This is a genomic window from Mycobacterium sp. 1245499.0 (assembly GCF_001673615.1).
Taxonomy (GTDB): Bacteria; Actinomycetota; Actinomycetes; order Mycobacteriales; family Mycobacteriaceae; genus Mycobacterium; species Mycobacterium europaeum_A.
Window position 1 is genome coordinate 1 of the sequence record NZ_LZMG01000285.1, and the last position, 1,105, is coordinate 1,105.

The window sequence follows — 1,105 nt, forward strand, 5'->3', positions numbered from 1 at the left end:
CCGACGCGCTGAAGAACCATGGGGTGCAGTGCACCACCATGTCCTGGCCGCAGCAGGCCGACCACACCTCCAACTCCGACCAGCTTGCAAACCGTTTGCGTGCCGGTGAATTCACCGGTGTGGCGATCCTCACCGGACCGAAAAACGGCGACCCCGACGAGCGGAGTGCGCAGCTGGGCCGGGACTATGTGCAACATCTGGTGCGCATTGCCCGTGAGTTGGCGGATCTTCCGGGCGAACCGCCGCGCTTATATGTCGTGACCCGCAACGCCCAAACCGTGGTGTCCAACGACGTGCCCAACCTCGAGCAGGCCGGGCTGCGGGGCCTGGTGCGGGTGATCGGCATGGAGCACCCACACCTGGGCGCCAGCCAGATCGACGTCGACGAGACCACCGACGCCGACCAGCTGGCTCGCCAACTTCTCGGCGGGTTGGAGGAGGACGAGACCGCCTGGCGGAATGGCGCGTGGTACACCGCGCGATTGTGCCCCGCCCCACTGCTCCCCGAGGAGCGGCAAACCGCCGTCGCAGACCGCGAGCGGGACGGGATACGCCTGCAGATCCGTACGCCGGGTGATCTGGAGTCACTCGAACTCGTTGCCAGCGACCGTATTCCACCCGGACCAGGACAGATCGAGGTAGCGGTCAGCGCGTCCAGCATCAACTTTGCCGACGTGCTCGTTGCGTTCGGCCGTTACCCCGCCTTCGAGGGGCGGCTGCCGCAGCTGGGCACCGACTTCGCCGGCGTGGTGACCGCCGTCGGGCCGGACGTGACCGGCCACAAGGTGGGCGATCATGTTGGGGGACTGAGCGCCAATGGTTGTTGGGGTAACTTCCTCACCTGCGACGCGCGCCTGGCTGTCACGCTGCCGGTCGGCCTGACCGATCACCAGGCCGCGGCGGTGACCACCGCGCACGCCACCGCCTATTACGGCCTGCACGAGCTGGCCCGAATCAGTGCCGGTGATCGGGTGCTGATCCACTCCGCGACCGGTGGGGTCGGACAGGCGGCGATCGCCATCGCGCGGGCTGCGGACGCCGAGATCTTCGCCACAGCCGGCAGCGAGCAACGTCGACAATTATTGCGCGACATGGGAATTGAGCA

Annotated in this window: 1 protein-coding gene; it reads left to right on the forward strand. The window is 67.2% G+C overall.

Translation table 11 applies throughout. The features are described from left to right. On the forward strand, nucleotides 1-1,105 hold a 1,105-nt coding region (locus A5646_RS16930; protein WP_156765631.1), incomplete at both ends, for an alcohol dehydrogenase catalytic domain-containing protein.